14 protein-coding genes are annotated in these 12,259 nt (G+C 63.5%); 12 read left to right on the plus strand and 2 right to left on the minus strand.

Going from position 1 to position 12,259, the window contains the following annotated elements; translation table 11 throughout:
• Positions 1-2 precede the first annotated feature (2 nt).
• The 4 genes from JQ553_RS18075 (at position 3) to JQ553_RS18090 (ending at position 4,572) form a co-directional block, all read left to right on the plus strand.
• The gene (locus JQ553_RS18075; protein WP_249144367.1) at positions 3-1,991 is read left to right on the plus strand and encodes an ABC transporter ATP-binding protein/permease; all 1,989 of its coding nucleotides are present in this window, start codon (positions 3-5) and stop codon (positions 1,989-1,991) included.
• Positions 1,992-2,045: 54 nt separating this feature from the next.
• Positions 2,046-2,744: a phosphatidylserine decarboxylase gene (locus JQ553_RS18080; protein WP_212501326.1), complete on the plus strand. Its 699-nt coding sequence runs from the start codon at positions 2,046-2,048 to the stop codon at positions 2,742-2,744.
• Between the two features lie 78 nt (positions 2,745-2,822).
• On the plus strand, positions 2,823-3,704 hold the full coding sequence (pssA, locus tag JQ553_RS18085) for a CDP-diacylglycerol--serine O-phosphatidyltransferase (RefSeq protein ID WP_212501479.1): 882 nt from the start codon (positions 2,823-2,825) through the stop codon (positions 3,702-3,704).
• A gap of 148 nt (positions 3,705-3,852) precedes the next feature.
• Positions 3,853-4,572 (plus strand): RraA family protein, encoded by a 720-nt coding sequence (locus tag JQ553_RS18090; RefSeq protein WP_212501327.1) that lies wholly within the window; start codon positions 3,853-3,855, stop codon positions 4,570-4,572.
• Between the two features lie 70 nt (positions 4,573-4,642).
• Here JQ553_RS18090 and JQ553_RS18095 read toward each other — a convergent pair whose 3' ends face one another.
• On the minus strand, positions 4,643-5,263 hold the full coding sequence (locus tag JQ553_RS18095) for a TerC family protein (RefSeq protein WP_212501328.1): 621 nt from the start codon (positions 5,261-5,263) through the stop codon (positions 4,643-4,645).
• Between the two features lie 177 nt (positions 5,264-5,440).
• On the minus strand, positions 5,441-5,794 hold the full coding sequence (locus JQ553_RS18100) for a hypothetical protein (protein WP_249144368.1): 354 nt from the start codon (positions 5,792-5,794) through the stop codon (positions 5,441-5,443).
• Positions 5,795-5,977: 183 nt separating this feature from the next.
• Between JQ553_RS18100 and JQ553_RS18105 the strand changes: the two genes are divergently transcribed.
• From JQ553_RS18105 to JQ553_RS18140, 8 genes are all read left to right on the plus strand, one after another.
• Positions 5,978-6,805 (plus strand): SDR family NAD(P)-dependent oxidoreductase, encoded by an 828-nt coding sequence (locus JQ553_RS18105; RefSeq protein WP_212501329.1) that lies wholly within the window; start codon positions 5,978-5,980, stop codon positions 6,803-6,805.
• Between the two features lie 175 nt (positions 6,806-6,980).
• Entirely contained in the window at positions 6,981-7,451 is a 471-nt protein-coding gene (locus JQ553_RS18110) for a hypothetical protein (protein WP_212501330.1), read from the plus strand.
• A 203-nt stretch (positions 7,452-7,654) separates the two neighbouring features.
• Positions 7,655-8,617 (plus strand): hypothetical protein, encoded by a 963-nt coding sequence (locus tag JQ553_RS18115; protein WP_212501331.1) that lies wholly within the window; start codon positions 7,655-7,657, stop codon positions 8,615-8,617.
• 14 nt (positions 8,618-8,631) lie between these two features.
• A complete protein-coding gene (locus JQ553_RS18120; protein WP_212501332.1) occupies positions 8,632-9,798 on the plus strand; it encodes a helix-turn-helix domain-containing protein in 1,167 nt (388 codons plus the stop codon).
• Positions 9,799-10,010: 212 nt separating this feature from the next.
• Positions 10,011-10,610, plus strand: coding sequence for a hypothetical protein (locus JQ553_RS18125; protein WP_212501333.1), 600 nt, complete (start codon positions 10,011-10,013; stop codon positions 10,608-10,610).
• A complete protein-coding gene (locus tag JQ553_RS18130; protein WP_212501334.1) occupies positions 10,607-10,915 on the plus strand; it encodes a hypothetical protein in 309 nt (102 codons plus the stop codon). The genes JQ553_RS18125 and JQ553_RS18130 overlap by 4 nt, the downstream gene beginning before the upstream one ends.
• On the plus strand, positions 10,908-11,207 hold the full coding sequence (locus tag JQ553_RS18135) for a hypothetical protein (protein WP_212501335.1): 300 nt from the start codon (positions 10,908-10,910) through the stop codon (positions 11,205-11,207). Before JQ553_RS18130 ends, JQ553_RS18135 begins: the two co-directional genes overlap by 8 nt.
• Positions 11,204-12,259, plus strand: a complete 1,056-nt coding sequence (locus JQ553_RS18140) for a hypothetical protein (protein WP_212501336.1) — start codon at positions 11,204-11,206, stop codon at positions 12,257-12,259. Before JQ553_RS18135 ends, JQ553_RS18140 begins: the two co-directional genes overlap by 4 nt.

The raw sequence follows: 12,259 nt of genomic DNA on the forward strand, positions 1-12,259 counted from the left end.
TGATGGCGCCCTCACAGCCCCATGTGCCTTCTGTCGAAGCGCTCGCGGCGGCGGCGGCCGCCAACGAGAAGGCGACGCTGATCGGCACGCTCGTTCATCTCTGGCCCTATATCTGGCCGGGCGATCGCGCCGACCTGAAGATGCGCGTCATCTGGTCGGTGGTGTTGCTGCTGTTTGCCAAGCTCGCGACGCTGGCGGTGCCGTTCACCTTCAAATGGGCGATCGATGCGCTGAACGGCACGGGCTCGGCCCCCGTTGCGCCCGGCAACTGGATGGTGTGGCTCATCGCATCACCGCTGCTGATGACGGTCGGCTACGGCGCGGTGCGGATCATCATGGCGGTGCTCACGCAATGGCGCGACGGCATCTTTGCCCACGTTGCCATGCATGCGGTGCGCAGGCTTGCCTACATCACCTTCGTACATATGCACGAGCTGTCGCTGCGCTTCCACCTCGAGCGCAAGACCGGCGGCCTGACCCGCATTCTGGAGCGCGGCCGGACCGGCATCGAGACCATCGTGCGGATGGTGATCCTGCAGCTCATCCCGACCATCGTCGAGGTCGCGCTGCTGTCGGCCGTGCTGTTCTGGCAATTCGACTGGCGCTACGTGGTGGCGGTGCTGCTCACGGTCGTGGTGTTCATGTATTTCACCTATGTCGCGACCGAATGGCGGATCGAGATCCGCCGCAGGATGAACGATTCCGACACCGAGGCGAACACCAAGGCGATCGATTCGCTGCTCAACTACGAGACGGTGAAATATTTCGGCGCCGAGCAGCGCGAGGCGCGGCGCTACGACCGCTCGATGGAGCGCTACGAGCAGGCCAGCGTAAAGACTTACACCTCGCTCGCGCTGCTCAACACCGGGCAGGCGATCATCTTCACCGCAGGCCTGACCGCCACCATGGTGATGTGCGCCTACGGTGTCCGCAAAGGCACCCACACCGTCGGCGATTTCGTCATGATCAACGCCATGATGATCCAGCTCTACCAGCCGCTGAATTTCATGGGCATGGTGTATCGCGAGATCAAGCAGGCGATCATCGATATCGAGAAGATGTTCGAGGTGCTTTCCCGCAACCCCGAAGTGAGGGACATCCCGACCGCGAAGCCGCTCGCCGTCTCTTCGGGCAGCCTCCGCTTCGAGGACGTGCGCTTCGCTTATGAGGCCGACAGGCCGATCCTGAAGGGCGTCAGTTTCGAGGTGCCCGCCGGCAAGACGGTCGCGATCGTCGGCCCCTCCGGCGCCGGCAAGTCGACGATCTCGCGGCTCCTGTTTCGCCTCTACGACGTCTCCGGCGGCCGGATCCTGATCGACGGCCAGGACATCAAGTCGGTGACGCAGGCCTCGCTGCGCGCGGCGATCGGCATGGTGCCCCAGGACACGGTGCTGTTCAATGACACCATCCGCTACAACATCCGCTACGGCCGCTGGAACGCTGATGACGCCGAGGTGGAAGAGGCCGCGCGGCTTGCGCAGATCGACAATTTCATCCGGATGTCGCCGAAGGGCTATGAGACCCAGGTCGGCGAGCGCGGGCTGAAACTGTCCGGCGGCGAGAAGCAGCGCGTCGCGATCGCGCGCACCATACTCAAGGCGCCGCCGATCCTGGTGCTCGACGAGGCGACCTCGGCGCTGGACAGCCACACCGAGCATGAGATCCAGGAGGCGCTGGAGCGCGTCTCGCGCAACCGCACCTCGCTTGTGATCGCGCACCGGCTTTCGACCATCGTCGGTGCCGACGAGATCATCGTGCTGGACCAGGGCCGGATCGCAGAACGGGGCACGCATGGGCGGCTTCTGGCCGCGGGCGGCCTCTACGCCAGCATGTGGAACAGGCAGCGCGAAGCCGAAGCGGCCCGCGAAAAGCTCGCCCAGATCGACGACAGCGGCGAGGCGCCGAACCGCCTGCCGCCGGCGCTCGCCGAGCCGATCCCGGATTCCGTACCAGACGCCGACGAGAAGCCCTTGCCGACCGCCGCCGAATAGTCGAAGTAAGGCGCGATCTCCCGCCAGAGGGGTGGGGAACCACAGCGAGCTTAGATGTCGATCGCCAATTCGATCCGCGCTCAGATCCCGCCTATTCATCCGGAGGGCTATCCCTTCATCGGCGGCTTCGCATTGGCGAGCCTGATCCTGTTCTGGATCTGGACGCCGCTCGGGTGGATCGGCACGGTGCTGACCATCTGGTGCGCGCTGTTTTTCCGCGATCCCGTGCGCGTGACGCCGGTGCGCGACGGCATCGTGGTGGCGCCGGCCGACGGCCGCGTCTCGATGGTCGTACAGGCGTTGCCGCCGGCCGAACTCGGCCTCGGCGACAAGCCGCTGCCGCGGATTTCGATCTTCATGAGCGTGTTCAACTGCCATGTGAACCGCAGCCCGGTCACGGGCCGCATCGACCGCATCGCCTATCGGCCCGGCGCCTTCATCAATGCCGAGCTCGACAAGGCGAGCGAGGACAATGAGCGTAACTCGCTCGTCATCTCGACCCCGAACGGCCGGATCGGCGTGATCCAGATCGCGGGGCTCGTGGCGCGGCGCATCGTCTCGTTCGTCAAGGAGGGGCAGTCGATCGGCGCCGGCGAACGCTTCGGGCTGATCCGCTTCGGCTCGCGGCTTGACGTCTACCTTCCCGAAGGCACCAAGGCGCTGGTCTCCGAAGGGCAGACTGCGATCGCCGGCGAGACCATCCTGGCCGACTTCCGTGCCGCCGATCCGGGGCGGACGTTCCGCGCCGATTAACTCTGTCTTTCCTGGCGGATCGGGCGGTTCCACGCGCGATGGCGGAGCGGGGCCGGGGTTGCTATATTGGCGGATATGATGCTGCACGATCCCGACCAATCCGACTATCGCCGCCGCCGGTTTCGCCCGATCCCGGTGCGCATGCTGGTGCCCAATGTCATCACGCTGCTTGCGATCTGCGCCGGACTGACCGCGATCCGGCTGTCGACCGAAGGGCGGATGGAGCTGGCGGTCGCCGCGATCGTGTTCGCCGCCATCCTCGATGGCATCGACGGCCGCGTCGCACGCATGATCAAGGGGCAGTCGAAATTCGGCGCCGAGCTCGACAGCCTTGCCGACTTCGTCAATTTCGGCGTCGCGCCGGGCCTGATCCTGTACTTCTGGCAGCTCCACGAACTGAACAATGGCGGCTGGATCGCCGCGATGGTGTTTGCGATCTCCGGTGGCTTGCGGCTCGCGCGCTTCAACGCCTCGATCGACGATCCGAACAAGCCGGCCTTTGCCACGAATTATTTCACGGGCGTTCCGGCGCCGGCCGGCGCGATCACCGTGCTGCTGCCGGTTTATCTCGGCTTCCTCGGCGTGCCGATGCCGCCGGCGGTGCTGACCGCGTTCTACACGCTGCTGGTTGCGTTCCTGATGGTGTCGCGCCTGCCGGTGTTCTCCGGCAAGACGGTGAAGATGCGGGTGCCGCCTGAAATGGTGCTGCCGGTGTTCGTCTCGGTGGTGTTCTTTGTCGCGCTCTTGATCGGCTATCCCTGGCATATCCTGTCGGCTGGTTCGGTGCTCTACCTGATCAGCCTGCCGTGGGGCTGGAAATCCTACCGTGACCACGAGCGCAACCTCGCCGCGCAGACGCAAGCCGCAAGTGCGGATGCGCCCGCATCGCCTCCCGCACCGACCTATACGTCGCCGGTCACCGCCAGCGATCAGGACGACCGTCCGACACGGCTGAACTGACGCGCGGCAACGTTCTGAGGACCTCGCGATTGGGAGCAGTGCGGGCCTCACCAAATATCAGCCATTCGCGTTCCCCGAGTTGGGTTCACGGCCGATCTCGGCTATAGGCGGAGGCCGACCAGCACAACCAATAATCAGGAGAAACGCCGTGACGACATCCGCTTCCGCCCCGCTGCCTTCGTCCGTCCTCGCAGCGTTGGCGCGCTACGACACCCCGACGATCTGCAATGCGATGGAGATCGTGGCGCCTGAGCGCAGATTGATCGGCTATACAGTGAAGCCGCTGGTGTGTCCGTTTCCCAACCTGCCGCCGATCGTGGGCTATGCCCGCACGGTGACGATCCGCTCGGTGCTGAAATCGGGCCTGTCGGCCGAGGAGCAGTCGAAGCGCCGCATCGAATACTACGAATATGTCGGCACCGGCTTCGGTCCACGCATCTCGGTCATTCAGGACATCGATGGCCCTGACGTCGGTTATGGCGCATTCTGGGGCGAGGTGCAGAGCAATGTGCACAAGGCACTCGGTTGTCTCGGCGTCGTCACGGACGGCTCGATCCGCGACATCCCGCAATGGGCGCCGGGCTTCCAGGCCCTGGCCGGCTCGATCGGCCCGTCGCATGCCTGGGTCCATGCCGAAAGTTTTGGCGGCGAAGTTCGTGTCGCCGGCATGACGGTGCGCTCCGACGATCTGATCCATGCCGATTGCCACGGCGCCATTGTGATCCCGCATGATGTTGCAGCAAAGCTTCCCGAAGCCGCCGAACTGTGCGGCCGCCGCGAGACGCCGATCCTGGAAATCGCGCGCTCCAGGGATTTCTCGCTCGAGAAGCTGAAGGAGGCGCTGAAGCGCTCGGCGGAGATTCACTGACGCAGTATCAGCGTCTTCAGCGGAATGGCGGGCCAACAGGCCCGCCATTGTGTATTCGGGGTTGAAATGGTCAGGCCGATGCGATCCGGGTGACGTCGGAGATCCCGCGAACCGTCATGTCGAGGGCGACGTAGAGGATCACCAGCAGGCCGACATAGGCGATCCAGCGATGCTTCTGCAGCAACCGCGCGATGAAGGCGGCTGCCGCGCCCATCATCGCGATCGAGAGCACCAATCCGAAGATCAGCACGATAGGTTGTTCGCGCGCGGCCCCTGCGACCGCCAGCACGTTGTCGAGCGACATTGAGACATCGGCGACGATGATCTGTGTCGCGGCCTGAACGAGCGTCTTGCGCGGCGGCTGCTTGCCATCCGGCCCATGACCGGCGTTCGTTTCATTGGCGGATGAGCGCAGTTCGCGCCACATCTTCCAGCACACCCAAAGCAGCAGGATTCCGCCCGCCAGCAGCAGGCCGACGATCTGCATGAGCTGCGTGGTGACGACGGCGAACAGGATGCGCAGGGCCGTTGCAGCACCGATGCCGATCAGGATCGCCTTGCCGCGTTGCCGCTCGGGCAGGCCGGCTGCCGCAAGGCCGATGACGACGGCGTTGTCGCCGGCAAGCACGAGATCGATGAGGACGACCTGTAGCAGGGCGCTGAGCGTTTCGAGCGAGACAAATTCGGACATGGGTCATGCTCCCCTTGGCGTCGGGGAGTGGCTCGATGTCGACGTGGGGGTCGCTATCCGGCGGAAGAGGAATCCACCGTGATGCAAGATTGCGCCACGGGTCGAAGCGGGGCCACTCCAACTTGGTTCCAGTCCGACATCGCAGCTTGCGGCTGCCAGAGGGGCCCGGCCTGGGATTTACGGTCGCGAGTTCGAACGATGGGCGGGCTGTTCCTCGAAGAACAGCGCCGCCTGGTCAGGCTCGCCGAGGATCGCCGCCGCGCACCCCATCAAGGTGAACGCACCGGCGAGATCCCACAGGTTCAAGGTCGCGGACGTCTTCTGCACATGAATTGCGAGCGCAACGACCGCGGCAATCGCCGCCTGCACGAACAGCAGCAGGCTGAGCGCAGGCAGGACGAGCCCGGGCTCAAGCAGGCGAATCGTCACGATGGCCGGCAACGCGATCAGCACGCCAAGCAACAGCAACATGCCGAATGGCTCCAGCGAGGGAGCCTTCCGGATCGTCCTGCTTGGAATGGATGAGAACATCCCGTCCTCGTTCGTGCCTGCCACAGCGTCGCGGCATCGTTGACGTCGCGAAGGATAGCAGAACGCATCCGCGCAGACCCGTGGCGCGGCGCCGCAGATCGGTGTAGTGCTATGCGACCGCAGGCCGCGCGACAAACTGCGCAAACAAACGGCGCAAGCAGAAACAGAGAATGGAACCGGTCGATGGACATGAGGGGCAAGACGGTACTGATCACCGGCTCTACCGACGGTGTCGGCCGCTATGTTGCGATGAAGCTCGCAGCGGAGGGCGCCAAAGTCCTGATCCACGGCCGCGATACGACACGGGCGCAAATGCTGGCCGACGAGATCAGGCGGCTGGGCGGCAGTGAGCCGATGTTCTATCAGGCCGATCTCTCCTCGCTCTTCGAGGTCCGCGAGCTCGCCGAGCTCGTGCTTGCCGACCACGAACGCCTCGACGTCCTGGTCAGCAACGCCGGTATCGGGTCGCAAAACGAAGGGCCGGCGCGCCAGACCAGCAAGGACGGCCACGAGCTGCGCTTTGCGGTGAACTATCTCGCCGGCTTCCTGCTCGCGCATCTGCTGTTGCCGCGGCTGAAGGCGAGCACACCGGCGCGCATCGTCAATGTCGCTTCGCTCGGCCAGCATCCGATCGATTTCGACGACGTCATGATCATGCGGAACTATAGCGGTGGCCGCGCCTATGCGCAGAGCAAGCTGTCGCAGATCATGTTCACCATCGACCTCGCCGACGAGCTCCGGGGATCAGGCGTCGCCGTCTACTCGCTGCATCCGGCGACCTACATGAACACGACAATGGTGCGCGCCGGCGGCATCACGCCGATCTCGACGGTGGAGCAGGGCGGCGATGCCATCCTGCGCCTCGTGCGCGGCGACGACGTCGCCGACAAGAGCGGTCTGTTCTTCAACGGTATGAACGAAGCCCGCGCCAATCCGCAGGCCTATGACGTCGATGCCCGCCAGCGCCTGCGGGCGTTGAGCCGGAAGCTGACGGGGTTGCCAATGCCGTAGGGTGGGTTAGCCGGAGGCGTAACCCACCGTCTTCGTCGCACACAAAGCGGTGGGTTACGCTTCGCTCATTCCGTCAAGCTGCATTTTTCATAGCACTTTCAGCGACCTAAGCCAACGGCAGCTCGTGCCGAGCTAACGCCGCGCTAACATCGTGCTTTCCGGCTATGCTCCCCCGATGCCGAGGAAGAAAAAGGAAAGCATTGCCACCGCCCGCTACGCCGAGCTTAAGGCCAAATGGGCAGAGCGGCGCAACGACCCGAACTATGCCGGTAGCGGCGACTGGCTGGTCGATAAGCCTGAACTGGCGCTCGATGCCGTGCCATTTCTCCAGACACTGCGGACGCTCGGTAACCTCACGCAAGACCCACGCTGCGCCGATCTGCATCAGGCGATCATGCGAAGCGAGCTGGTCGATCTCGCAACCGGGAAATGGTCGCGATACGGCACCGCCGTCGCGAATCCGGCGACGTGGGATATGTGGGAGATGATCGAGGACCTGATCAGTCAAGGAACATCCGAGCGCTTGGCCATTGCCGAGGCCGTTGCCGAACTGGCCATCGGCGCACAATCGTTCGACGCAGCATGCAAGAGCGTCAAGCGCGTGCTGGACGAGTGCAGAAAGTTCCTGAGACAAAAACCGGTCTGAAAAAGTCTCAAGCAAACCGTCGCGAAATGTATCATCTAGGTGTTCGCCAAATTTTTGGAGGGCGGACACCATGACAGAGCGGGTACTAGTGCGGATGCGGGATCGCTATCCCACCGCGTCGCGAATGACCCAGTGGCGCATACGCCAGCAGCCGGGGTTTCCGAACGCGGTCGATCAACTCGGGACCGAATGGTTCTACGCGGATGAGTTGGAAGCGTTCGAGGAAAAACGCCGCCGATTGGCATCTAAGAAGACCACCACCAAGTCCGAAGCCACATAGAAGCCGGGCACTGCGGACACAGCGCACCGGCCACCTATGTGGGTCCTCGACAAGTCTTGCATATGAACGACCGCGCGACGCGACGCAAGCCCGGCCCCTCAAACGAGGAACCGAGCCAATGACCACCGATATTGTCACACCGTGCAACACCGATCCCGATGCCACCGAGATCGGAGAGCTGTATTCACGCGCACGCGGATCGATGGTTGATGCCGTGCGTCAGGCCGTCGCTTGCGGCGAGAAGCTAATCGCCAAGAAAAAGACTTTTGCGCATGGCCACTGGAACCAGTGGCTCCAAGCGAACGCCGAGATTCTGGGCTTCGGCGAACGCACCGCGCGGATGCTGATGAAGGCGGCGTCAAATCGGCAGCTAGCTTCCGATTTGGATAATGCTACCGCGCTCGCGATCAGCCGGAAGATTTGGGGCCACACGCAATCACAAGAGCCGAAAGAATCGAAGCCCGAGCGCATACCGTTCGCCGATCCGATGTCGCGCTCGGAGCAGCAGCGCGTGATCGAACAACTGACCGCCCGGATCACCGAACTAGACGAGGAGATCGACGCTCTCAGGCAGACGGAGGAGACCACCGATGCCACGCACCAAGGCGACGCCGATTACGACGCGGTTGTTCTGCTCTCGGCGCTGCAGCGTGCCGTCAATGCCGCGAACGAGCTAGGCCGGAAATGGAAGGTCATCTCCGAGCTGCGTAAGCGGGAGATCGACAAGGAGATCGAGGTTGTGCGGACCGCATTGTCCCGGTTGATGGAGATGCGGCTCACCGAACTGGAGCAACGGGCCAAGAAGCCGTCGGCACAACGTGCGAGCAAGAGAGGCGACAACCATCAGGTTGGCCGTTCCGGCCAACCTGGCGTCTCCGCGGCTTGAGGGGAGCCGCATCGATGCCGACCACCCACGCCCAGCCCGCCACCTTCCAAGAGCGCGACGACTGGATGCGAGCCATCTTGAAGGCCGAGCTGCCGCACGTGGCTGTACGGGTCGCGCTGGCCATCGGAGCCCATCTCCATGTGAAGTCCGGCCGCTGCGACCCGAGCTTCGCCGGGATCGCCGTCGCGAGCCATGTTTCGGAGCGGACGGTCTACCGGCTGGTCTCGCTGCTTGAGCACACCGGCTGGATCGCGATGCAGCGGACCGGCGGACGACAGCGGAATCAGTACACGCTGCTCAACCCTGTCACAGCTCCGTCAGGGTTTAACCATGACAAAGCTCGGTCAGGGTTCGATGATGCCAACCCTGACACAGCTCTGTCAGCGTCAACCCTGACAGAATGCGCGTCCAACCCTGACACCAAGGTGGCAGTTAAAAAGCGTAGAACAGCGAAGAAAGAGAGAGAGGGAAAGAATATATATCCCGCCCCCGGTTTTGCTGCGCCGGATTCGGGTGATGACACGCCAACGAACCGCGCAGAGGGCGGCAAGGCTGAAATCATCAAATACAGCGCGAGGGATGGAGGCCAAGAAGTCCGCTGGGACGTTCGCCAGTACACGGTATCAGCACTGACGCACTATCAGGCGGGACCCAGTCCGTGCGTGTGGATCGGGAATCTGCGAAAGGGCTTTCGCAAGTGGAGCAGCATCTGCGTCAACCCCAATAGCTACTGGTTCTGGACCATCGAGCAAGACGGGTGCGTCATCTACGACAGCAGGTGGGACATTCCATGCGCCGTCACCCCGCCTGATCCGCCGCCGCCTGATCTGAAATCAACCACCGCCTTCGCCGAATTCTGGGCCGCCTATCCGTTGCGCAAGGCCAAGGCCGCCGCCGAGAGAGCGTTCATCGCCAAGATCAAACGCGGTGCCGATCCCAATGCGATGATCGCAGGAGCGAAGCGCTACGCCAACGAGCGCGCCGGACAAGACCCGAAATTCACGAAACATCCGGCGACGTGGATCAACGGCGAATGCTGGCTCGACGACCCGTCCCCCGGCACAGGCCCGCCCACCATCGACAACAGCACCGGCAGCGTCATCGCCGATCAGGAGCCGCAGAGTGCGGAAGACTATCTCACCCAGCTCCGTGGTCCGAGCAGAAGTTGGGGCGACACATGACGGCGCTTATCAAATTCCCCGGCACCGCCGTCGCGCTGCGAGAAGTACAGCGGCAAGGCAACGCGCTGATCAGCGCAACGATGCGCAGACTAGCTTCGCCCATGGAAGTCGCCGGTCGCTGCAGCGAGGAACTAAGCCACGAACTGCGGCTGACCCGCACCAGCGATCTGCACCGCGCCAATCTGACCGACGCCATAATCAATCACGGCCGGATGCTGCCGCGCGCCGTGATCGTCAACGCGGCACACGCCGCACTGTGGCCGGTAGCTCACCCGCACATGGTGGCGACGCCCGTCGTCACGGTTCAAACCGCCTTCCTGATGCTGACCGTGCTATTGCGGTCAGTCGGAAAAGTGAAGAACGTCGAGACAGACGCGCTGCTCGCGCAGTGCATCGAAATGTTCAATCCAGATTCCGACGTTGCCGGACAAGCAACCGGCATGTGGACGCCGATCTCGAAGCATCCGGTAATTCTCGCGCTCGCCATCAAGAAGCTGATCTACAAATCTGTTTTCACTTCGGCCGCTGAATTCCGCGAGGCAATGGCGGAGGCGCGAGCTGCAATCTTGCGTCTCGTCAACGACACGGAAAACTGGAGCGAGCTGCTCCGCAAAAGCGACCGCTGCGTTTTCGAATTTGATCGCGCCGCGTGGGATACGGCCTACGCTCGCGTCGGAGCCGACGTCGTGCGCGCGATGCAAGATCACGACGAAGAACCTTACGAGGAAGACGACGGCGAGGAAGTACCGGCATTGCCCCGCTGGCTGGCGCTGGAGCAAATGCGACTGGCGAAACAGGAGTGCGGAACATGAGCACGACGTTTTGCCCGACCTGCCATCGTTCAATGCCGCCCGAAACACGCGCCGGGGTCAGACTGACTCCGCTGAAGGCTCGTATCTTCGATGTAATTCGCCGCGCCGGTGTTGACGGGATATTTGCCGAGGACATCAACGCGATAGTTTTCAACAGCGAGCGAAGCGTGCAGACGATAAAAGCGCACGTCTGGCAGATCAACGACCTGCTAGCCGACACCGACATCATCATCCGCAACGTCGGTGGTCACGGCCCGACGCACGGCACTTATCGAATTGATAGACGGAGGCCAAATGATGCATGACCGCTCATCAGATTCCGCCCGCAGGCGCGCCGCAAAGTCAGCACGGAAGGCTCGCTATCGCGCACTTCTCAAGGCTGGCGGTGCGGTCTTGGTGCTCCATGTGCGGGACAAGAACGCACTGATCCGCGCGCTGTTGAACAGACGCTGGCTTGAGGAAAGCGAAAGTGAGGATTGGAGCATTGTCTCCACCAGAGCCAGCGTCATGCTCGACGAGTTTGCCGAGCGTTACGGCGGCGAGTTGTCCCCTGTGGACAGACAGCCCGAGAAACCTGTGCCATCCTCACGCCCATGAACAGGCCACCTAACGCAGCCGCGCTCCGCGCCGAGTTTGGACGCCCGAGCGACGTCATCATCCGCAACGCCATCGTCGAGGCGCGCCGCATCGCCGCGCACATCAGGGGCTTCAGCACGCCCGATCCGACGCTGCAGACCCGCGCCGCCACCGCGCCCGCCATGACCGGCGCAACCGGCTGGGCGGACACGCTGGCCACATCCTCCGTCGCCGATCTGGTCGTCGGTGACGCGGTGCTGGGCGCGCCGTTCGGCTCGCGCGAACTGTTTCGGCGGGCGCTGCAGCTCAGCTTCGGCCGCAGCAATGCGATCAGCGTGCCCACCATGGTCATCACGCCGACCGGCCGTAGCCCCTTCTTCCGCGAGGGCAAGCCGTTTCCGGTACGGCAACTGGCGTTCATGGGTCCGCCGATGGAGCGGCACAAGGTCGGTGTCGGCATCTCGATGACGTTCGAGATGTACGATACGCCGAATGCGATGACCTACACGCGGGCCGGTGTCGAGGAAGGTTTGGCGGCCGATCTCGATGCCGTCACGTTCGGCGAACAGGCTGGCGTCCCGGACCTTCAACCGCCCGGCCTGCGCCATGGCGTCCCCGGTCTGACGCCGAGCGCTGGCGGTGTCGAACAGGCGATGGACGCGGATATCGCCGCGCTGGTGAATGCGGTCAGTCCGATTGCGAGGACTAGAATTGCGTTGTGCGTGTCGCTGGACCTGTATCACTCGGTGACGACGCGGCGCGGCGGACCGCCGCCCTATCCGATCATCGCGACGTCCGGTCTGCCGGACAAAACCGTGATGGCGGTGGCGCTGCCTGCACTGGCTGTTGCGTTTGGCGACAGTCCCGGCTTTCGCGTCGCCGACGATGTCACCCTGCACATGGACGATACCAACCCAGTCAACATCGGCACGCCGGGCTCGCCTGCGGTCGTCGCCGCGCCGAGTGTCGGCACTCTCCAGACCGACAGCATCGCGCTGCGGCTGATCCTTGATCTGTCTTGGACCTTGCGCGCGGCGAACGCGGTCGCGTGGGTCGAGAACGTGACGTGGTGA

Source organism: Bradyrhizobium lablabi, assembly GCF_018131005.1.
GTDB classification, from domain to species: domain Bacteria; phylum Pseudomonadota; class Alphaproteobacteria; order Rhizobiales; family Xanthobacteraceae; genus Bradyrhizobium; species Bradyrhizobium lablabi_D.

Coding starts and splice junctions, on each gene's coding strand:
- JQ553_RS18095 (WP_212501328.1), bottom strand. CDS start 5,263: ATGTCCGAATTTGTCTCGCTCGAAACGCTCAGCGCCCTGCTACAGGTC.
- JQ553_RS18140 (WP_212501336.1), top strand. CDS start 11,204: ATGAACAGGCCACCTAACGCAGCCGCGCTCCGCGCCGAGTTTGGACGC.
- JQ553_RS18115 (WP_212501331.1), top strand. CDS start 7,655: ATGAGTTGGAAGCGTTCGAGGAAAAACGCCGCCGATTGGCATCTAAGA.
- JQ553_RS18100 (WP_249144368.1), bottom strand. CDS start 5,794: ATGTTCTCATCCATTCCAAGCAGGACGATCCGGAAGGCTCCCTCGCTG.
- JQ553_RS18120 (WP_212501332.1), top strand. CDS start 8,632: ATGCCGACCACCCACGCCCAGCCCGCCACCTTCCAAGAGCGCGACGAC.
- JQ553_RS18130 (WP_212501334.1), top strand. CDS start 10,607: ATGAGCACGACGTTTTGCCCGACCTGCCATCGTTCAATGCCGCCCGAA.
- JQ553_RS18110 (WP_212501330.1), top strand. CDS start 6,981: ATGCCGAGGAAGAAAAAGGAAAGCATTGCCACCGCCCGCTACGCCGAG.
- JQ553_RS18125 (WP_212501333.1), top strand. CDS start 10,011: ATGCTGCCGCGCGCCGTGATCGTCAACGCGGCACACGCCGCACTGTGG.
- pssA (WP_212501479.1), top strand. CDS start 2,823: ATGCTGCACGATCCCGACCAATCCGACTATCGCCGCCGCCGGTTTCGC.
- JQ553_RS18105 (WP_212501329.1), top strand. CDS start 5,978: ATGGACATGAGGGGCAAGACGGTACTGATCACCGGCTCTACCGACGGT.
- JQ553_RS18075 (WP_249144367.1), top strand. CDS start 3: ATGGCGCCCTCACAGCCCCATGTGCCTTCTGTCGAAGCGCTCGCGGCG.
- JQ553_RS18080 (WP_212501326.1), top strand. CDS start 2,046: ATGTCGATCGCCAATTCGATCCGCGCTCAGATCCCGCCTATTCATCCG.
- JQ553_RS18135 (WP_212501335.1), top strand. CDS start 10,908: ATGCATGACCGCTCATCAGATTCCGCCCGCAGGCGCGCCGCAAAGTCA.